The sequence below is a fragment of the Thalassospira sp. UBA4513 genome (assembly GCF_002388495.1).
GTDB lineage: Bacteria > Pseudomonadota > Alphaproteobacteria > Rhodospirillales > Thalassospiraceae > Thalassospira > Thalassospira tepidiphila.
The window spans coordinates 99,882-100,240 of the sequence record NZ_DGMR01000013.1; the positions used below are offsets into that span (position 1 = coordinate 99,882).

Here is a 359-nt window from a genome sequence, read left to right on the forward strand (position 1 = left end):
CGCGGCAGAACCGAAACTTCGCCCATGATCGGACGAACGTCGGCACCGGTACGACCATCGATACGCTTGCCGGTTTTCAGGATCGCACCGCGAACGATGTCTTTTTCCAGATCCTTGATGATCGAGGAAACTTTGCCTTTCAGCGCATCGGGAACTTCGTCGCCAAGTTTCTCGACGATGTCTGCCTTGGCAGCAGAAACAGCAGCCGAACGCTCCTGTTTGACAACATGTGCATAAGCAGCGGTCAGGCTTTCGGTGCCCAGCGCAGCAACTTTTTCGACCAGTGCGTCGTAGCCTTCCGGAAGTTCTGCAACGTCACGCGGCTCTTTGGCTGCTTCTTCGGCCAGATCAATGATCAG

The 359-nt window shown here is 55.4% G+C and carries 1 pseudogene; it reads right to left on the minus strand.

Annotation, left to right across the window (positions count from 1 at the left end):
* Positions 1-359 (minus strand): annotated as a pseudogene (locus B2T33_RS05950) (polyribonucleotide nucleotidyltransferase); the annotation flags it as partial.